At 53.6% G+C, this 16,842-nt stretch carries 14 protein-coding genes; all 14 read right to left on the reverse strand.

The annotated features are described in order from the left end of the window. Nucleotides 1–29 precede the first annotated feature (29 nt). A complete protein-coding gene (gene secM, locus ACJHYD_RS06265) occupies nt 30–542 on the reverse strand; it encodes a secA translation cis-regulator SecM (protein WP_000014320.1) in 513 nt (170 codons plus the stop codon). A 230-nt stretch (nt 543–772) separates the two neighbouring features. Continuing rightward, nucleotides 773–1,690, reverse strand: a complete 918-nt coding sequence (lpxC, locus tag ACJHYD_RS06270; protein ID WP_000595482.1) for a UDP-3-O-acyl-N-acetylglucosamine deacetylase — start codon at nt 1,688–1,690, stop codon at nt 773–775. A gap of 100 nt (nt 1,691–1,790) precedes the next feature. Continuing rightward, complete coding sequence (ftsZ, locus tag ACJHYD_RS06275; RefSeq protein WP_000462776.1) at nt 1,791–2,942, reverse strand: cell division protein FtsZ; 1,152 nt, start codon at nt 2,940–2,942, stop codon at nt 1,791–1,793. Between the two features lie 60 nt (nt 2,943–3,002). Then, nucleotides 3,003–4,265, reverse strand: a complete 1,263-nt coding sequence (gene ftsA / locus ACJHYD_RS06280) for a cell division protein FtsA (protein ID WP_000588474.1) — start codon at nt 4,263–4,265, stop codon at nt 3,003–3,005. Beyond that, on the reverse strand, nt 4,262–5,092 hold the full coding sequence (gene ftsQ, locus ACJHYD_RS06285) for a cell division protein FtsQ (protein ID WP_000075744.1): 831 nt from the start codon (nt 5,090–5,092) through the stop codon (nt 4,262–4,264). The genes ftsA and ftsQ overlap by 4 nt, the downstream gene beginning before the upstream one ends. 1 nt (nt 5,093) lies before the next feature. Then, nucleotides 5,094–6,014, reverse strand: a complete 921-nt coding sequence (ddlB, locus tag ACJHYD_RS06290; RefSeq protein ID WP_000130056.1) for a D-alanine--D-alanine ligase — start codon at nt 6,012–6,014, stop codon at nt 5,094–5,096. Next, entirely contained in the window at nt 6,007–7,482 is a 1,476-nt protein-coding gene (gene murC / locus ACJHYD_RS06295; RefSeq protein WP_001096047.1) for a UDP-N-acetylmuramate--L-alanine ligase, read from the reverse strand. Before murC ends, ddlB begins: the two co-directional genes overlap by 8 nt. Before the next feature lie 53 nt (nt 7,483–7,535). After that, on the reverse strand, nt 7,536–8,603 hold the full coding sequence (murG, locus tag ACJHYD_RS06300) for an undecaprenyldiphospho-muramoylpentapeptide beta-N-acetylglucosaminyltransferase (protein ID WP_001550603.1): 1,068 nt from the start codon (nt 8,601–8,603) through the stop codon (nt 7,536–7,538). Continuing rightward, complete coding sequence (gene ftsW, locus ACJHYD_RS06305; RefSeq protein WP_001295532.1) at nt 8,600–9,844, reverse strand: cell division protein FtsW; 1,245 nt, start codon at nt 9,842–9,844, stop codon at nt 8,600–8,602. Before ftsW ends, murG begins: the two co-directional genes overlap by 4 nt. Then, nucleotides 9,844–11,160 carry a UDP-N-acetylmuramoyl-L-alanine--D-glutamate ligase gene (gene murD / locus ACJHYD_RS06310; RefSeq protein ID WP_000796459.1) on the reverse strand — a complete coding sequence of 439 codons (1,317 nt, stop codon included), beginning with the start codon at nt 11,158–11,160 and terminating at the stop codon, nt 9,844–9,846. The genes ftsW and murD overlap by 1 nt, the downstream gene beginning before the upstream one ends. 2 nt (nt 11,161–11,162) lie before the next feature. Continuing rightward, nucleotides 11,163–12,245, reverse strand: a complete 1,083-nt coding sequence (mraY, locus tag ACJHYD_RS06315) for a phospho-N-acetylmuramoyl-pentapeptide-transferase (protein ID WP_000964122.1) — start codon at nt 12,243–12,245, stop codon at nt 11,163–11,165. After that, complete coding sequence (gene murF / locus ACJHYD_RS06320) at nt 12,239–13,597, reverse strand: UDP-N-acetylmuramoyl-tripeptide--D-alanyl-D-alanine ligase (RefSeq protein WP_001550602.1); 1,359 nt, start codon at nt 13,595–13,597, stop codon at nt 12,239–12,241. The genes mraY and murF overlap by 7 nt, the downstream gene beginning before the upstream one ends. Continuing rightward, on the reverse strand, nt 13,594–15,081 hold the full coding sequence (murE, locus tag ACJHYD_RS06325; protein ID WP_001550601.1) for a UDP-N-acetylmuramoyl-L-alanyl-D-glutamate--2,6-diaminopimelate ligase: 1,488 nt from the start codon (nt 15,079–15,081) through the stop codon (nt 13,594–13,596). Before murE ends, murF begins: the two co-directional genes overlap by 4 nt. Then, a complete protein-coding gene (gene ftsI / locus ACJHYD_RS06330; RefSeq protein ID WP_000642212.1) occupies nt 15,068–16,834 on the reverse strand; it encodes a peptidoglycan glycosyltransferase FtsI in 1,767 nt (588 codons plus the stop codon). The genes murE and ftsI overlap by 14 nt, the downstream gene beginning before the upstream one ends. Between the last annotated feature and the right edge of the window lie 8 nt (nt 16,835–16,842).

A 16,842-nucleotide genomic window follows, 5' to 3' on the forward strand; every position in this document is an offset into this window, starting at 1 on the left:
CAATAAAATGAAGTAAAGGTTTATTGTTGTTAGCTGAGGCGTTGAGGGCCAGCACGGATGCCTTGCGCCTGGCTTATCCAGACGGGCGTGCTGAATTTTGCTTGCGGGGTAAAATGCGCATAATCAATGCGATAACCCTTTTCAGACGGCGTGCCTTCCTGGGTCAACAGCGCGCTGAGCGTATCCAGTAATGCAAGATGTTGCGCCTGAAGAGGCAAAGATTCTTCAGCAACGGGCAGCGTTTGCGGTGCCATTGCGAAGGAAAGATGACGGATTACCGTGCGAATGGCATGTTGATGCCAGTAATCAACGGAATAGTTCGAATTCGGGCGGCGCGTGTTCGCTTCCAGCAAGGCCAATTGACCAAAGTTAACTTTGGCTGAAGGCTCGTGGTTGCGGGTTGTCGCTTTTGCGGGCGCGTTTGGTTCGGCGGCGTTGCTGAGCGCAGGCAAACCTAAACTCGCCGCGACCATCCCTAATAAGAGATGCGGCCAGAAGTAGCGTTTACCAAACTGTCGCCAGCGCGTCAGTATTCCACTCACGTTATTGCCATCCCGATCGTATTCAAACGTATTTAGCGCACAAATCTTATCATTAAAGCCTGAAGTCCACAGCACGAATGAAGATAAGTTGTGCGTAAAAGTGCTTAAGAAAACAGCGTTCGCACCGTTTTTTATCGTTCTTATAAAATTCAAAAAAAAACGACTGGTTCACCTGGCCGGAGAGAGTGCCAGATTTGCCAGTCGAATTTTATACGACAGTATAAATGTCGTTATGCCAGTACGGCTGAAGGCGCTTTGAAGGCCAACGGCAGTTCTGCGTCGTCCTGGAAGGTCACATATTCCCAGGCTTCCTGTTTTGCAAGGACAGCCTGCAGCAGTTTGTTATTCAGTGCATGACCAGATTTATAAGCGGTAAATGCACCAATAATATTGTGACCACACATGAACAAGTCACCGATCGCATCGAGCATTTTGTGACGCACAAATTCGTCTTCAAAACGCAGGCCGTCTTCGTTCAGTACGCGATAATCGTCAACAACGATGGCACAATCGAAGCTGCCGCCCAGGCACAAACCACGGGACTGCAGATATTCGATATCACGCATGAAACCGAACGTACGCGCACGGCTGATCTGGCGCATAAACGCATCAGCGGAGAAGTTCATCGCATAGCGCTGGTTGCTGGAATCAATAGCCGGATGGTTAAAATCGATGGTGAAATCCAGCGAAAAACCATTGTACGGCTTAAATTCAGCCCACTTATCGCCATCTTCGACACGAACAGTCTCTTTGATGCGAACAAATTTCTTGGCGCAGTTCAGCTCGTCGATACCGGCGTCAAGCAGCAGGTATACAAACGGAGCGGCGCTGCCGTCCATGATCGGGATTTCCGGCGCGTTAACTTCGATAACAATGTTATCGATGCCCAAGCCCGCGAGAGCAGCATTGAGGTGCTCTACGGTTGAAATCCGTACATCATGCTCGTTGACCAGACACGTACAGAGCATGGTATCACGCACAGATTTGGCATCGGCCGGGAAATCTACCGGTGGATTCAAGTCGGTGCGACGATAGATGACCCCGGTGTTGGCCGGCGCAGGGCGTAACGTCAGGGTGACTTTCTTGCCGGTATGTAAACCGACACCCGTCGCCTGAACGATACGTTTAAGTGTCCTTTGTTTGATCATCGTATTATCTCGCCAAATTACCTATCCAACCGAAGTGTACTATACATTCGGCGGGCCAGTTTAGCACAAAGAGCCTCGAAACCCAAATTCCAGTCAATTCTTAATCAGCTTGCTTACGCAGGAATGCTGGGATATCCAGATAATCTGGCTCTTTCGCAGTTTGCGGCGCATTGTCATTCACGACTTTAGCAACCGGCTTCTGCTCCTGGGTCAGCGGAGCCATCCCGTGCTGCTGGTAGCGATCCATCACTGGCTGCTGAACCTGCTTATTGGTCACCAGAGTGATTTCAGGACGTTTGTCCATGCCGATACCTGTCGCAACAACAGTTACGCGCAGCTCGTCATTCATATCCGGGTCAAGAGAAGTACCGATAACCACAGTCGCGTTGTCGGAAGCAAATGCACGGATGGTGTTACCTACCGTTTCGAACTCATCCAGACGCAGGTCGAAGCCCGCCGTGATGTTAACCAGCACGCCGCGTGCGCCAGACAGGTCGATATCTTCAAGCAGCGGAGAAGAGATAGCCATTTCAGCAGCTTCTTCCGCACGGTCTTCACCGCTCGCCACGCCAGAACCCATCATTGCGTAGCCCATTTCAGACATTACGGTGCGTACGTCTGCAAAGTCCACGTTCATCAAACCCGGACGAGTAATCAGTTCGGCGATACCTTGCACAGCGCCTTTGAGTACATCGTTCGCTGCGCCAAACGCATCCAGCAGGGAGATACCGCGGCCCAGAACTTTCAGCAGTTTGTCGTTCGGGATAGTGATCAGAGAGTCCACATGTTTGGACAGTTCAGTGATCCCCTGCTCCGCGAATGCCATACGCTTCTTGCCTTCAAAGTTGAAAGGCTTAGTGACGACAGCAACGGTCAGGATACCCAAATCTTTTGCCACTTCAGCGACGACTGGAGCTGCGCCTGTACCGGTACCACCACCCATACCCGCAGCAATAAAGACCATGTCTGCACCTTCCAGCGCCGCACGCAGTGCATCGCGATCCTCATCAGCCGCATTACGGCCAACTTCTGGATTAGCGCCAGCGCCCAGTCCTTTGGTGATACCGCTACCGATTTGAATCGTCTGTCCAACCGCTGTTTTACGCAGCGCTTGTGCATCGGTATTTACCGCGAAGAATTCAACACCTTCAATGCGCTCGCGCACCATGTGTTCAACAGCATTACCGCCGCCGCCGCCGACGCCGATGACTTTAATCACCGCGTCATTGGTAAGTTCCATTGGTTCAAACATAGTTTCTCTCCGATTTGTGCCTGTCGCCTGAGGCCGTAATCATCGTCGGCCTCATAAAAATTAAAACTCTTTTCGCAGCCAACTATTGAGTCGCTTGATCCACGAGCCAACTGATGCTGTAACACGTTTTTCTACTTCAGCTTCACCGTTAAGATGTGACTCTTTTCCATAGTGAAGCAATCCCACCGCCGTCGAATAATACGGCTCCTGAGCATAATCCGTTAAACCGGTAATGTTCAGCGGCGCGCCGATACGCACTTGCGTATGAAACACGCGCTGAGCACAGGCTGCAAGACCTTCGATCTGCGCTGCGCCACCAGTTAATACAATGCCTGCCGCCAGGTGATGTTTAACCCCTTGTTGGCGAAGCTTTTCCTGCAACTGCAATATCTCTTCGTTGACCAGGTTGAGCAGCTCGGTATAGCGCGGCTCGATCACCTCTGCCAGGGTCTGACGTTGCAGACTCCGCGGCGGACGACCGCCTACGCTCGGCACTTCCACGCTCTCATCTTTTCCAACGATGGAACCCAGCGCACAACCGTGGCGAACTTTAATCGCTTCGGCGTCGCTTGGCGGCGTGCCAAAGGCGTAAGCGATATCACTGGTCACGACATTGCCAGCATAAGGAATTACCTTAGTGTGGCGCAATGCCCCACCGGTATAAACGGCGATATCCATTGTACCACCACCGATATCGACGACGCAGACACCCAGTTCACGTTCATCTTCCGTCAATACCGAATAACTTGATGCCAGTCCGGCAAATATCAGTTGGTCAACTTTCAGCCCACAACGTTCAACCGCTTTGACGATGTTTTTCGCCATATCGTTGTGACATGTGATCAGGTGCACTTTTGCCTGCATCCGCACGCCCGAAAGTCCTACCGGATTCTTGATCCCTTCCTGATAGTCAATCGCATACTCTTGCGGGATCACATGCAGCACACGATGCTCATCGCGCACACGCACCGATTTCGCGGTATGGACGACGTTTTCCACATCTTCTTGCGTCACTTCTTCTTCAGAAATAGGCACCATACCAATTTCATTCTGGCAGCTGATGTGCTTACCAGAAAGCGCCAGATATACCGAAGAGATCTGACAATCTGCCATCAATTCTGCCTGGTCAATGGCACGTTGTACGCACTTGACCACGGATTCGAGGTCGTTCACCCCGCCTTTATCCATACCACGTGACGGGCAGCTGCCCACGCCAATGATATTGACCATACCGTCGGGCAGAACTTCCCCTACTAAAGCGGCAACCTTCGCGGTACCAATCTCCAGTCCTACTACCAGTTTTCTGTCCGTCGCCTTGATCATTGTTGTTCTGCCTGTGCCTGATTTTGTTGCTGAGTAGATTCCTCTGGCGGCAAGGGCGCCCAGCCTACTGCCGCTCCAGAGTCATAACGCAAATCAACGTAGCTAATCCGTTTGCCATCGGTTTGCGCCTGCTGCTGTAAAACCGGATAAAGTTCTACAAAGCGAGCCAAACGTTTCATCGTATCGCCCCGGCCAAGATTGAGCTTAATATCGTTATTCAGCGTCAACTGCCAGGAACGCCGCGCGGTCATCGCCGCTTCCTTCAGAGTAAATCTGTCCTTTGCCAGCATCTGCCCCATTTCGCGATAGCCCTGCAACACTTCATTAGCGCTGCCTTCCGGGCCATACAGCATTGGAAGCACCTGCTTGCTGGTGCGATCTGGCGGCACGCTGAAGGTGTTTCCTTCCGCGTCTACCATGTGTTGATCATTCCACCGCGCAATCGGCACATATTCAACCAGATGAATCTTCAATTCATCAGGCCACTGCTTTCTGACGCTCACCTGCTTAATCCACGGCAGGCGTTGTTCTATTTGCGTCTGGATGATGTTGACATCCTGGGTCATAAAGGTACCCGGCTCACCCAATGCCAGGATCGACTGCCGGATATCGTCATTACGCGTGTAATGGCGTTCACCGGTCAACACCAGCTTTGAGAGCGGCAGGCGTTGCGCATCTTCCATCCAGCCCAACACGACCCAGCCGCTCACCAACACTGTCGTTAAAACGGTCAGCAGGAAAAGGATCCCCGCCAGACGCGTTCCATTATTGCGGCGAGAAGAAACCTCTTCTTCGCTGTTTCGCGTGTTCAGAGCAGCCTGCGACATATTAGTCCGCCAGTTCCAGAATTCGTACTACCAACTGCGAGAAGCTCATACCTGCCTGACGTGCCGCCATCGGCACCAGGCTGTGGCTGGTCATACCCGGTGAGGTATTGGCTTCCAGCAGATAAAACTGTCCATCGCTGTCCAGCATAACGTCAATACGTCCCCATCCTTTGCAACCTAACGTCGTCCATGCTTTCAGCACTAATGCCTGCAAATTGGCCTCTTGTGACGCTTCCAGACCTGCGGGGCAGAAATACTGTGTCTCATCAGAGAGATACTTCGCCTCATAATCATAGAAGGTTCCGGACGGTTGAATACGTATTGACGGTAAAATTTCTTCACCGAGTATCGCAACCGTGAACTCCGGCCCACTTAGCCATTTTTCAATCAATACTTCTTCATCGTGCTGAAATGCCAATCTTAATGCATCTTGTAGAGCATTTTCTGCTACTACTTTTGACATTCCCACACTGGAACCTTCGCGGCTCGGCTTAACGATAACCGGCAAACCTAAGGCAGAAATTTCTGCTAACTGCTTATCACTCAGGCCTTTTTCAAACTCTGCGCGGGTTAACGCTACCCACGGAGCGACCGGTAAACCGGCACCTTGCCACAGAAGTTTGCTGCGTAGTTTATCCATTGAAAGCGCAGATGCCATCACTCCGCTGCCGGTATAAGGCAAGCCCATCAGCTCGAGCATGCCCTGCAGCGTGCCATCTTCACCGCCGCGACCGTGTAGCGCGATAAACACTTTCTGAAAGCCCATCGACTTCAGTTGCGTCACGTCGACTTCTTTCGGGTCGACAGGATACGCGTCAATACCGCCTTCACGCAGCCCGGCTAACACCGCTGCGCCAGAATTCAGAGAAACTTCCCGCTCAGCGGAGGTCCCACCCAACAGGACCGCGATTTTATCAGTCATGTTGTGCTTCCTCCGGAGTTTGCGGCTTCAGTTTGATTTCAGCTAAAGAACGGGCAATTTTTCCAATATTACCAGCCCCCTGAACGAGAATCAGGTCGTTACCGGTTAATACCGGTGCCAGCATCTCGGCTACCTGCGCCGGGTCAGGCACCAGAATGGGATCAATTTTCCCACGTCCACGAATTGTGCGACACAGCGAACGGCTGTCCGCTCCCGGAATTGGCGCTTCGCCAGCCGGATACACTTCCAGCATCAACAGGGTATCAACCTGCGTCAGCACATTGGCGAAATCATCATACAGGTCGCGTGTACGGGTAAAACGGTGCGGCTGAAACAGCATTACCAGGTTTTTATCCGGCCAGCCTGCACGCGCCGCTTTAATAGTGGCGTCCACTTCCGTCGGGTGGTGGCCGTAGTCATCGACCAACATTGCCGTACCGCTTTTACCATTCACTGGCTCCAGCGGGAATTCACCGAGGAAATCAAAACGACGACCAGTACCCTGGAAGCTCTCCAGCGCACGCAAAATAGCCTCGTCGTCAATTCCCTCTTCCGTAGCAACCGCAACCGCAGCTGCGGCGTTCAGCGCGTTATGACGGCCTGGCGCATTCAGGGTGACGCGCATCGGCTCTTTGTCCTGGCGCAGCAGCGTAAAGTGCCCCTGCGGGCCAATCTGCTGATAATCTTCTACACGCACGTCGGCATCTTCGCTGAAGCCGTAAGTCGTGGTCTGACGTCCCACACGCGGTAACAATTCGCGGATCACCGGATCATCAACACACATCACTGCACGACCGTAAAACGGCAGGTTGTGCAGAAAATTAATAAAGGTCTGTTTTAAATTCTCAAAGTCGCCCTGGTAGGTATCCATGTGGTCGGCTTCGATATTGGTGACAATCGCCACCATCGGTTGCAGATGCAGGAACGATGCATCACTCTCATCTGCTTCGGCAATCAGGTACCGACCATGCCCCAAACGCGCATGAACGCCCGCCGCTTTTACCAGCCCACCGTTAACGAAGGTTGGGTCGAGTCCCGCTTCTGCGTAGATGCTGGAAACCATCGCAGTGGTTGTCGTTTTGCCGTGCGTTCCGGCAATGGCGATGCCATGACGAAAACGCATTAACTCAGCCAGCATTTCGGCACGACGGATCACCGGAATACGCGCTTCATGAGCTGCGACAATTTCCGGGTTATCGGCAGAAATCGCGCTGGAAACAACGACCACGCTGGCATCACGTACGTTTTCCGGGCGATGGTTGAAATAAATCGTCGCCCCAAGATTCATTAACTGCTGCGTGACCGGATTTGGCGCTAAATCGGAACCACTGATCTGATAACCTTCATTGGCCAGAACTTCGGCAATACCGCCCATACCGGCACCACCGATGCCGACAAAATGTATGTGCCGAACGCGACGCATTTCGGGCACGATGGAACGCAGTTTTGCCAATTGTTGTGTATTCATTCTTTACGCCATTAACTTCTTAAATTCATACGATGCAAAAGGCATCGCTACAATTACGCCCGGGCAGCCCGGCTCACTTCATTTGCCACTCGCTCGGTGGCATCCGGAATGGATGCAGCGCGGGCGCGTTCTGCCATGGTTAATAAGGTTTCTCGCGACCACCCGGCCAGGGTGTTGGCGACAGCATCCACGCTAAGCTGTGGCTGCTCGATAATTTTGGCTGCGCCCGCTTTTTCCAGCGGTAGAGCATTCCAGTATTGCTGGCGGTCTTTATGTTGAAACGGCACAAACAACGCCGGTAGTCCTGCCGCAGCGATTTCACTCACCGTTAACGCACCGGAGCGGCAAACGACGACATCCGCCCACGCATACGCCGCCGCCATATCATCAATAAATTCCGTCACTTTATGCTGCGATTGCCCCGCTTCGGCATACGCCTGTTCAACGGATTGTTGCGAACCTTTGCCGCTCTGATGCCAGATAGTGACTGAATCACCCAGTTTCACAGCAACCTGCGGCATTGTCTGGTTAAGAATGCGTGCGCCCTGGGAACCACCCACTACCAACACACGAACCGGACCTTCACGTCCAGCCAAACGTTGCTGCGGCAACGGCAGCGCCAGCACATCGGTACGCACCGGGTTACCCACCACTTCCGCATTAGGGAAAGCGCCTGGAAACGCCTGCATCACTTTGGTGGCAATCTTCGCCAGCCATTTATTGGTTAAGCCCGCAATACCGTTTTGTTCATGAAGTACAACCGGAATGCCTAACGACCACGCGGCCAGACCACCTGGGCCTGATACGTAGCCGCCCATTCCGAGCACCACGTCAGGTTTGTACGCTTTCATAATCGCCCGCGCCTGACGCCAGGCGTTGAAGATTCGCAGTGGCGCAGCTATCAGTGCTTTTATACCTTTTCCACGCAGACCAGAGATACGAATGAAATCAATTTCGATGCCATGTTTTGGCACTAAGTCCGCTTCCATACGGTCGGCAGTCCCCAGCCAGCGAACTTGCCAACCCTGAGCCATTAGATGGTGCGCAACCGCCAGTCCCGGGAATACATGTCCACCGGTTCCGCCTGCCATCACCATTAATCGCTTTCCTTGACCACTCATCGTGAACCTCGTACAAACGCCTGCGCTTTCTCCAGACGCGTTTCATAATCAATACGCAACAGCATCATGATGGCTGTCGACATAATCAGTAAGCTCGAACCACCGTAACTGATCAGTGGCAATGTCAGACCTTTGGTCGGTAACATCCCCGCCGCCGCGCCTACGTTAACCAGCGCCTGGAAGCTAAACCAGATGCCAATGGAACAGGCGAGAAAACCGGAAAAACGATGGTCAATTTCTAATGCTTTACGGCCAATCGACATCGCACGAAAAGCGACGAAGAATACCATTAAAAGTGCTAGTACCACACCGACATAACCTAATTCTTCGCCGATAATGGCGAAAATAAAGTCAGTGTGCGCTTCCGGCAGATACTCCAGTTTTTGTACCGAGTTACCTAAGCCTTGCCCCCAAAGTTCGCCGCGACCAAACGCCATCAGCGATTGCGTTAACTGATAGCCGCTGCCAAAGGGATCTTCCCACGGGTTCCAGAATGCGGTAACACGGCGGATACGGTACGGTTCGGCGAGGATCAGCAACACAACCGCTGAAATGCCCATACCGATAATGGCAATGAACTGCCACAATTTCGCTCCCGCCAGGAATAACATCGCCAGCGTAGTCACAAACAACACCACCACCGTACCAAGGTCTGGCTGTGCCAGCAGTAACACTGCCAACACCAGAATCACGCCCATCGGTTTCAGGAAGCCGCGCAGGTTATTACGTACTTCGTCGCCTTTACGCACCAGATAGTTGGCGATATAGCAAAACAACGACAGTTTTGTCAGCTCCGCAGGCTGGATACGCAGCAAGCCGAGATCGATCCAACGCGATGCCCCTTTAACAGAGCTACCCACTACCAGAACGATCATCAACAGGATGATTGATCCGAGTAGCATCGTAGCGCTGTAACGTTGCCAGAACTCCATCGGCAGACGCAGCGTAATGATCGCCAGAATGAATGCCAGGATCAGATAGACGCCATCACGCTTCGCGAAGAAGAACGGATCGTTGGTTAAGCGTTGCCCGATGGGCATTGACGCCGAGGTCACCATGATAAAGCCAATCGCCGCGAGGCCGAAGGTCAGCCACAGTAAGGTGCGATCGTACATGATCAGGCTGTCGGTATCTTTTTCCCGCGAGCCCATCACCCAGCCCTTTAGCGCCGTGGAGATCCAGACCAGAATACTGAATCCTGGCAGGCGCGGCATTTTCAGGCGAGGGAGAGATAAACGCATCAACCTAACTCCTTCGCCAGACGGGCAAACTCATTGCCTCGTTGTTCAAAGTTCTTGAACTGATCAAGGCTGGCACAGGCCGGGGAGAGCAGAACCATATCGCCCGGCTGAACACGCGGAGCCAGCAAGCGCATCGCCTGTTCCATGGTTTCGGTTTGTTCTGCCACTTCCGGGCGTAGCGCCGCCAGCTGCGCGCCGTCCCGACCGAAACAATACAGACGTACGTTATCGCCATTCAGGTAACGCGCCAGTGGGCTAAAATCTGCCGATTTACCATCGCCGCCCAGCAACAAATGCAGCGTGCCGTCTACGTGCAGGCCATTCAGTGCCGCTTCCGTACTGCCGACGTTGGTCGCTTTTGAATCGTTAATCCAGCGCACACCGTTATGCTCCAGCACAACTTCAAAGCGATGCGGCAGACCAGTGAATGTGGTTAACGCTTTCAGGCTGCTGGCGCGCGGCAAACCAGCGGCATCTGCCAGTGCCAGAGCTGCCAGTGCATTGGTGTAGTTATGCTGCCCGGAAAGTTTCATTTCTTTCACGTTCAGCACTTTCTCGCCCTTCACCCGCAGCCAGGTTTCACCCTGCTGATGATTCAGGTGATAGTCACCCATGTTGACGCCAAAGCTGACGCAGCGTTCATCCGCACCGCGAATCGGCATTGTTAAGGCATCATCAGCATTAACCACGCAAACTTTCGCGTTTTCGTAAATGCGCAGTTTTGCTGCACGATACTGTTGTAAACCAAACGGATAGCGATCCATATGATCTTCAGTCACGTTCAGAATGGTCGCTGCTACCGCCTGTAAACTGGAGGTGGTTTCAAGCTGGAAGCTCGACAGCTCCAGCACGTACAGTTCGCACTCATCATCCAGCAGCATCAACGCAGGCAGGCCAATATTGCCACCCACACCAACGTTAACCCCCGCCGCTTTCGCCATTTCACCCACTAGCGTGGTGACCGTGCTTTTGCCGTTAGAACCGGTGATCGCCACAATCGGTGCTTGTGCTTCACGACAGAACAGCTCGATATCGCCAACGATTTCGATTCCGGCATCAGCGGCAGCGCTTAAGGATGGATGCGCCAGTGCAATACCGGGACTGGCGACAATCAGATCGGCCGCCATCAGCCATTCATCATTCAGACCGCCCGTGTGGCGTTCTACAGCTTCGGGTAATTTATCCAGGCCAGGCGGTGTCATACGCGTATCCATAACGCGCGGCGTCACACCGCGAGCGAGGAAAAAGTCCACGCAAGAAAGCCCGGTGAGGCCCAGGCCGATAATGACGACATTTTTACCCTGGTAATCAGCCATGATTAACGTACCTTCAGCGTTGCCAGACCAATCAGGACCAGCATCAGCGAAATAATCCAGAAACGTACAATGACGCGCGGTTCCGGCCAGCCTTTCAGTTCATAGTGGTGATGAATCGGTGCCATGCGGAAAATACGTTGTCCGCGCAGTTTAAAGGAGCCGACCTGCAGGATGACGGAAAGCGTTTCTACCACGAACACGCCCCCCATAATCACCAGCAGGAATTCCTGACGCAGCAGTACGGCGATAATACCTAACGCACCACCTAACGCCAGCGAACCGACATCGCCCATAAAGACCTGCGCCGGATAGGTGTTAAACCACAGGAAGCCCAGCCCTGCCCCGACTATCGCGGTACAGACAATGACCAGTTCCCCGGCGTGTCGTAGATACGGTATGTGTAAATAGCTGGCAAAGTTCATGTTGCCGGTCGCCCACGCCACCAGCGCAAAACCACCGGCGACAAATACGGTCGGCATAATTGCCAGACCGTCGAGACCATCAGTCAGGTTTACCGCGTTGCCTGTACCCACAATGACGAAGTAAGCCAGCAGAATGTAGAACAGCCCCAGTTGCGGCATCACATCTTTAAAGAACGGAACCACCAGCTGCGTTGCGGGCGTGTCTTTGCCGGCAAGGTACAGCGCGAAGGCAACACCCAGCGCAATGACCGACATCCAGAAATACTTCCAACGAGCGATCAACCCTTTGGTGTCTTTACGCACCACTTTGCGATAGTCATCAACAAAGCCAATGATGCCGTAACCTACCAGCACCACCAGTACGCACCAGACGTACGGATTGGATGGATAAGCCCACAGCAGCACGGAGATCACAATCGCTGTCAGGATCATAATCCCGCCCATGGTCGGCGTACCGCGCTTGCTGAAGTGTGATTCAGGACCGTCGTTACGCACTACCTGACCAAAGGAAAGTTTTTGCAAATGAGCAATCATACGCGGGCCCATCCACAATGAGATGAACAGCGCGGTCAGCAGGCTGACGATGGCGCGAAACGTCAGATAGGAAAAGACGTTAAAGCCGGAATAATATTTGACCAAATGTTCGGCCAGCCAAACTAACATGTCCCATTCTCCTGTAAAGCGCGTACTACCTCTTCCATGGCGGCACTACGTGAACCCTTAACTAAAATCGTAATTACCTGTTGCTCAGCAATCAGTGATTTAATACGCGCGATAAGCGCTGTTTTATCTGCAAAATGTTCGCCAACGCCGCTGGCGGTGCTGATAGCATGGCTTTGTTTACCCACGCTTAACACGCGGTCAATACCAGCAGCTTTTGCCGCCTCGCCCACCTGTACATGGCAGGCTTCGCTTTCAGCGCCCAATTCCGCCATATCGCCCACCACCAGCACGCGGTAGCCCGGCATTTCAGCCAGTACCTGGACTGCTGCGGTCATTGAACCGACATTGGCGTTGTAGGAGTCGTCGAGCAGCAACTGGTTTTCCGCCAGTTGGATGGGGAACAGACGGCCTGGAACAGCTTTCAGATTTGCCAGCCCCGCTTTGATAGCATCAAGCGTTGCGCCCACGGACATGGAGAGCGCAGCGGCTGCCAGCGCATTCGCAATATTGTGACGCCCTGGAAGCGGCAGCAGAACATCGACGCTACCTGTTGGGGTTTGGAGGGTAAATTCCGTACCGTGCGAAGTCACATGGATGTTGGTGGCGGTGAAATCGCTGTTGGCGGCATTCGGTGAGAAACGCCACACTTTGCGTGAGCCAATTACGCTCTGCCAGTTCAGCCAGTCGTTGTTGTCGGCATTCATAATGGCGATACCGTTTTCCGGCAGGCCGCTAAAGATTTCGCCTTTCGCTTTTGCCACGCCAGCCAAAGAACCGAAACCTTCCAGATGCGCTGCCGCCAGGTTATTGACCAGCGCCGCTTCCGGGCGAGTCAGACTCACGGTCCAGGCAATTTCGCCCTGATGGTTCGCGCCAAGTTCAATAACTGCGTAATCGTATTCCGGCGTTAAGCGCAGCAGCGTCATCGGCACGCCGATGTCGTTGTTGAGATTGCCTGCCGTATAAAGCGTGTTGCCGCACTGGCTTAAAATTGCCGCCGTCATCTCTTTAACAGAGGTTTTGCCGGAGGAGCCCGTCAGAGCAACCACGCGCGCCGGAACTTGCTGGCGAACCCATGCAGCCAGTTCACCAAACGCCAGACGCGTATCCTTGACGATTAACTGCGGCAGATCGATATCCAGCGGACGGCTGACCAGTAGTGCGCCCGCGCCGCCAGCTTTCGCCTGGTCGGCAAAATCATGAGCATCGAAACGTTCGCCTTTCAGGGCAACAAACAGGCAGCCCGGCGTCAGTTTTCGCGTGTCAGTGGTTACAGCATCAAGGGTGATATCTGCACCTTGCAGTTCACCGTTGAGAATATCGGTAAGTTGGCTAAGGGTTACGCTAATCATGCAATCACCCCCAGCAGACGCGCCACCGTGACGCGATCGGAGTAGTCCAGACGCTGATTGCCAACAATCTGGTAATCCTCATGGCCTTTGCCCGCGACCAGTACCACATCATTCTCTTTAGCCTGCATAACGGCGCAAGTCACCGCTTCAGCACGGCCTTCCATCACTTTGGCATGTCCGGCATCTAACATTCCCGCCAGAATATCGTTGATGATGGCACGCGGTTCTTCGGTACGCGGGTTATCGTCCGTTACCACCGCCACGTCAGCGAACTCTTCAGCAATTGCGCCCATCAGTGGACGTTTGCCTTTATCACGATCGCCACCACAGCCAAAGACGCACCACAGCTTGCCCGTACAGTGCAGGCGCGCCGCCTGTAAGGCTTTTTCCAGTGCATCTGGCGTATGCGCGTAATCCACCACCACCGTCGGTTTGCCTGGTGCAGTGAACACTTCCATACGTCCGCAAACCGGTTGCAGACGCGCGGCGGTTTTCAGCAGCTCAGCCAGTGGATAGCCCAGCGCCAGCAGCGTCGCCAGCGCGAGCAGCAGGTTGCTGACGTTAAAAGCGCCCATCAGATGGCTTTCAATTTCGCCATCGCCCCAACTTGAGCTAAAGCGAATCGTCGCACCGCTGTCGTGATAGTTCACGTCGATCGCTTTTAACCAGCGTCCGTGACAATTCGGATTAATATGATCTTCCATTGATACCGCAACCGCGTCCGGCAGTTTTGCCAGCCAGCGGCGGCCCACTTCATCGTCGGCGTTAATAATCGCCTGACCGCAATGATGTTCAGAATAAAGCAGCCATTTCGCAGCTTCGTAGTGTTCCATATCACCATGATAATCAAGGTGATCGCGGCTTAAGTTGGTAAAGACCGACGCCGCAAATTTTAATGCCGCCACACGGTGCTGTACCAGCCCGTGGGAGGAAACTTCCATTGCGCAAAAAGTCGCGCCCTGATCCACCAGCCCCGCCAGCTCATGCTGAACATCGACTGCCGAACCGGTGGTATTTTCTGTCGGGATCACTTTCCCCAGCAGACCGTTACCAACGGTGCCCATTACCGCGCTGGTTTCGCCAAGCAGTTGGCTCCACTGCGCCAGCAGCTGGGTCGTCGTGGTTTTGCCGTTGGTGCCCGTTACGCCTACAAGACGTAAATTGTCAGAGGGTTCATGGTAAAAGCGGCCCGCCAGTGCAGATAAACGCTCGTTGAGCTGGCTGAGATAGATGACCGGTACGCCGTGCATTTCACGGATTTCACCGTCGGTCGCCTCATCTTTCGCCTCTGCAATAATGGCAGCCACACCTTGCGCTATCGCCTGCGGGATATATCGACGCCCGTCCGCCTGATGACCTACTACAGCTACAAAGAGATCGCCCGCCGCAGCCACACGGCTGTCGAGTGTCATCTCTCGCAGTGCTCGCGAAGGTGCGTCTGGCACCCACGGAGCAAGAAGGTCGCGCAAATTACGATCTGCCACCTGTCCCCTCGCCTTGATTAATCACAAATTCATTTTTATCGCCCGTTGTCAGCGCATCCGGCTCGATGTTCATGGTACGCAATACGCCGCCCATGATGGCACCAAAGACCGGCGCGGAAACGGCGCCGCCGTAGTATTTACCCGCCTGCGGATCGTTGATAACAACAACCAGCGCGAAGCGCGGCTGACTCGCAGGCGCAACGCCTGCGGTATAAGCAATATATTTATTGATGTAGCGACCGTCCGGCCCAACCTTTTTCGCGGTACCGGTTTTAATGGCGATACGATAGCCCTTAATCGCCGCCTTCACGCCGCCACCACCCGGTAGCGCCACGCTTTCCATCATATGCACCACGGTGCGAACAATGGATTCCGGGAAGACTCGTTCACCGGGAACCGGGGGGTCAACTTTGGTAATCGACAGTGGGCGATAAATGCCGTAGCTGCCGATAGTTGCGTAGACTCGCGCTAACTGTAACGGTGTTACCATTAGCCCGTAGCCGAAAGAGAAGGTGGCCCTCTCTATGTCAGACCACCGTTGTTTTTGAGGATATAAGCCACTGCGTTCTCCGACCAACCCCAAATTGGTCGCTTTTCCCAGTCCAAAACGTGAGTAAGTATCTACTAACGCTGAGGACGGCATCGCTAACGCCAGCTTGGAAACACCGACGTTACTCGACTTCTGTAATACCCCGGTCAGGGTTAATTCGCTGTAGCGTGCCACGTCTTTGATTTCATGGCCGTTAATTCGATAAGGAACGGTATTCAGTACCGAGTTTTCCCGCACTACGCCACGTTGCAACGCGGTCATCACCACCATCGGTTTAACCGTTGAACCCGGTTCAAACACGTCAGTGATGGTACGGTTACGCATCGCCTCTTTCGGCGTGCCACTCAGATTGTTTGGGTTGTATGACGGGCTGTTAGCCATCGCCAGCACTTCACCGGTGTTGACATCCACCAGCACGGCGCTACCAGATTCAGCTTTGTTAAAGGCCACCGCGTTGTTCAGTTCGCGATAAACCAGCGCCTGCAGGCGTTCATCAATACTCAGCGCCAGGTTGTGCGCCGCCTGACTGTCGGTGGAAGAGATATCTTCAATTACGCGACCATAGCGGTCTTTACGCACAATGCGCTCACCCGGCTGCCCGGTAAGCCATTTATCGAAACTCTTCTCGACGCCCTCAATCCCCTGACTATCGACGTTAGTAAAGCCGATGAGGTGAGCGGTCACTTCGCCGGATGGATAATAACGGCGAGATTCTTCACGCAGATGAATCCCCGGCAGTTTCAGTTTTTTGATGTACTCTGCCATGTCAGGGTTTACCTGACGCGCCAGATAAATAAAGCGCCCTTTCGGGTTGGCGTTAATGCGGGCTGAAAGCTGATCCAGCGGAATATTGAGTGCGTTAGCCAGCGCCTTCCAGCGATCACCGACGCTGATACCGCCAGCGTCATGCACTTCTTTCGGGTCAGCCCAAATCGCTTTTACCGGCACGCTCACCGCTAACGGGCGACCAGAACGGTCAGTAATCATGCCGCGGGAGGTGGAAACTTGCTGAACGCGAAGAGAACGCATGTCGCCCTCTTTTACCAGCATATCCGGAGAGATAACTTGTAACCACGCTACGCGTCCGAGCAGAAAAGCCAGCGCCAGGAGAATACAGCCGCATAACAACGCAAAACGCCAACTGATAAAGTTGGCATGTTCTTCCTGACGTTTTGGTTTCTGCGTTTTCGCCGCTGCTTTCATGCGTCGCG

Origin of the sequence: Escherichia sp. WS1368, assembly GCF_046487485.1 — a bacterium.
GTDB classification, from domain to species: Bacteria; Pseudomonadota; Gammaproteobacteria; order Enterobacterales; family Enterobacteriaceae; genus Escherichia; species Escherichia coli.